Raw genomic sequence first — 1,715 nt, forward strand, 5'->3', positions numbered from 1 at the left:
AACCTCGTGCCCGCCGCGTCCACGCTGGAGCTCACCCGCACCACGCCGGACTCCAGGCCCCGCCGCACCGTCACCCCGGCGAGCCCCAGGTCCTCCGCGCAACGCAGCGCCCGCGTCGCGTCGTCCTGGCGCGGCTGCGGCAGTCCGAACGGCAGGCACCAGCGCGCCTCCGCCAGGGCCACCGCCTCCACCTGATGGCGCGCCGCCAGCGCCTTCACCATCTCCCGCAGGGAGAGCGCCTCCGACGCGTCGCCCGCCACCGTCAGCAGCGTGAGCCGCCGCATCAGCGCCTGCGCATCCAGCGCGCGCATCTTCACCGTGGGGCCCGGCGCATCGTCGCCCAGGGCCGGGGGCGCGTCGTCGTCCTCGTCCGCGTCGGTCACGGCCAGAGGCTGGGACAGTGCGGCCGCCAGCGGCGCGGGCACCTCCATCGTCGGGTCGGTGGGCGGCTCGTGCACGGCGCCATCCCCCGCCCGCCGGGCCGCGGGGGCCTTGGCGGTGGGCGCGTCGGGGGCATCCTCATCCCCCAGGTGCATGGGCGGCTCGCGCAGCACCGGCATCGACGCCAGGCTCGGCGCGGGCGCGCCGGACGGAGGCGTGAGCGCGTTGCCGCACGCGGGGCAGAAGCGGTTGTTCGCGCTGGTGGACTGGCCACAGCGCGGACACGACACGCTGGACGGCTCACGGCCCTGGGGCAGCACCGCTTCGCCGCCAGCCGTGTCGCGCAGCCGCGCGAGCACCGACTCGCCCACCAGCCGCGTCACCACCGCGGAGACGCCCTCGCCCTCCACCTCCGGCACTTCATCCAGGTAGGCCTGGAGCGCCTTCGCCACGTCGCCACACCGCGCGAAGCGCTGCGCGGGCACGCGGTGGAGCATTCGCAGGATGATCTGCTCCAGCAGCGGTGACAGCCCCTCCACGAACTGCGAGGGCCGGGGCACCGCCGCCAGCGCAATCCTGCGCATCGCCTCCGCGGGGTTGTCCGTGTCGATGAACGGCCGGCGCGTGCACAGCTCCCACAGCACCACGCCCAGCGCGAACTGGTCGCTGCTGCCAGCGACGGGTTCGTTGCGCACCTGCTCGGGCGACATGTAACGCAGCTTGCCCTTGAGCACGCCGGTGCGCGTGCGGCTGGCGCGGATGGTCGCCTTGGCCACGCCGAAGTCCACCACCTTCGTCACGCCGTCCAGCCGCACCATGATGTTCTGCGGGCTGATGTCCCGGTGCACCAGCTCCAGCGACGCGCCCTGGCTGTCGCGCGCGTGGTGCGCATGGTCCAGGCCCAGCGCCGCGTCGCGGATCAACTGCGCGCACACCCGGTGGGGCAAGGGCGAGGCCGCCCGCTGCGCCGCGCGCGCCAGCCGGCCCAGGTTCTCACCTTCGATGTACTCCATCGCGATGTAGAACGTGCCCTGCCACGCGCCGACCTCGTACAGCGAGACGACGTTCGGGTGGTTCAGGTGCGCCGCGACCCGGGCCTCGTCGAGGAACATCTCCACCGAGCCCTCGTGCTCCAGCAGGTCTGGCAGCAGGCTCTTGAGGATGACGGGGCGCTCGAAACCACTCACACCCACCTGTCGCGCGAGGAAGATCTCCCCCATGCCCCCCACGGCCAGGCGGCGGAGGACCGCGTACCTGCCAAAGATGAGGGAAGACGGAGAAGCTGCGGACGCGGACATGGTTGCACGCACACCGTACCTACCCCCGCCCATCCC

1 protein-coding gene is annotated in these 1,715 nt (G+C 73.2%); it reads right to left on the minus strand.

Annotated elements, in window-relative coordinates; all coding sequences use genetic code 11:
- Window positions 1–1,601: serine/threonine protein kinase (locus D7Y13_RS41315; RefSeq protein ID WP_244222467.1), on the minus strand; the 1,601-nt coding region annotated here is incomplete at its 3' end.
- Window positions 1,602–1,715 lie beyond the last annotated feature (114 nt).

The organism is Corallococcus praedator (assembly GCF_003612125.1).
Classification (GTDB): Bacteria; Myxococcota; Myxococcia; order Myxococcales; family Myxococcaceae; genus Corallococcus; species Corallococcus praedator.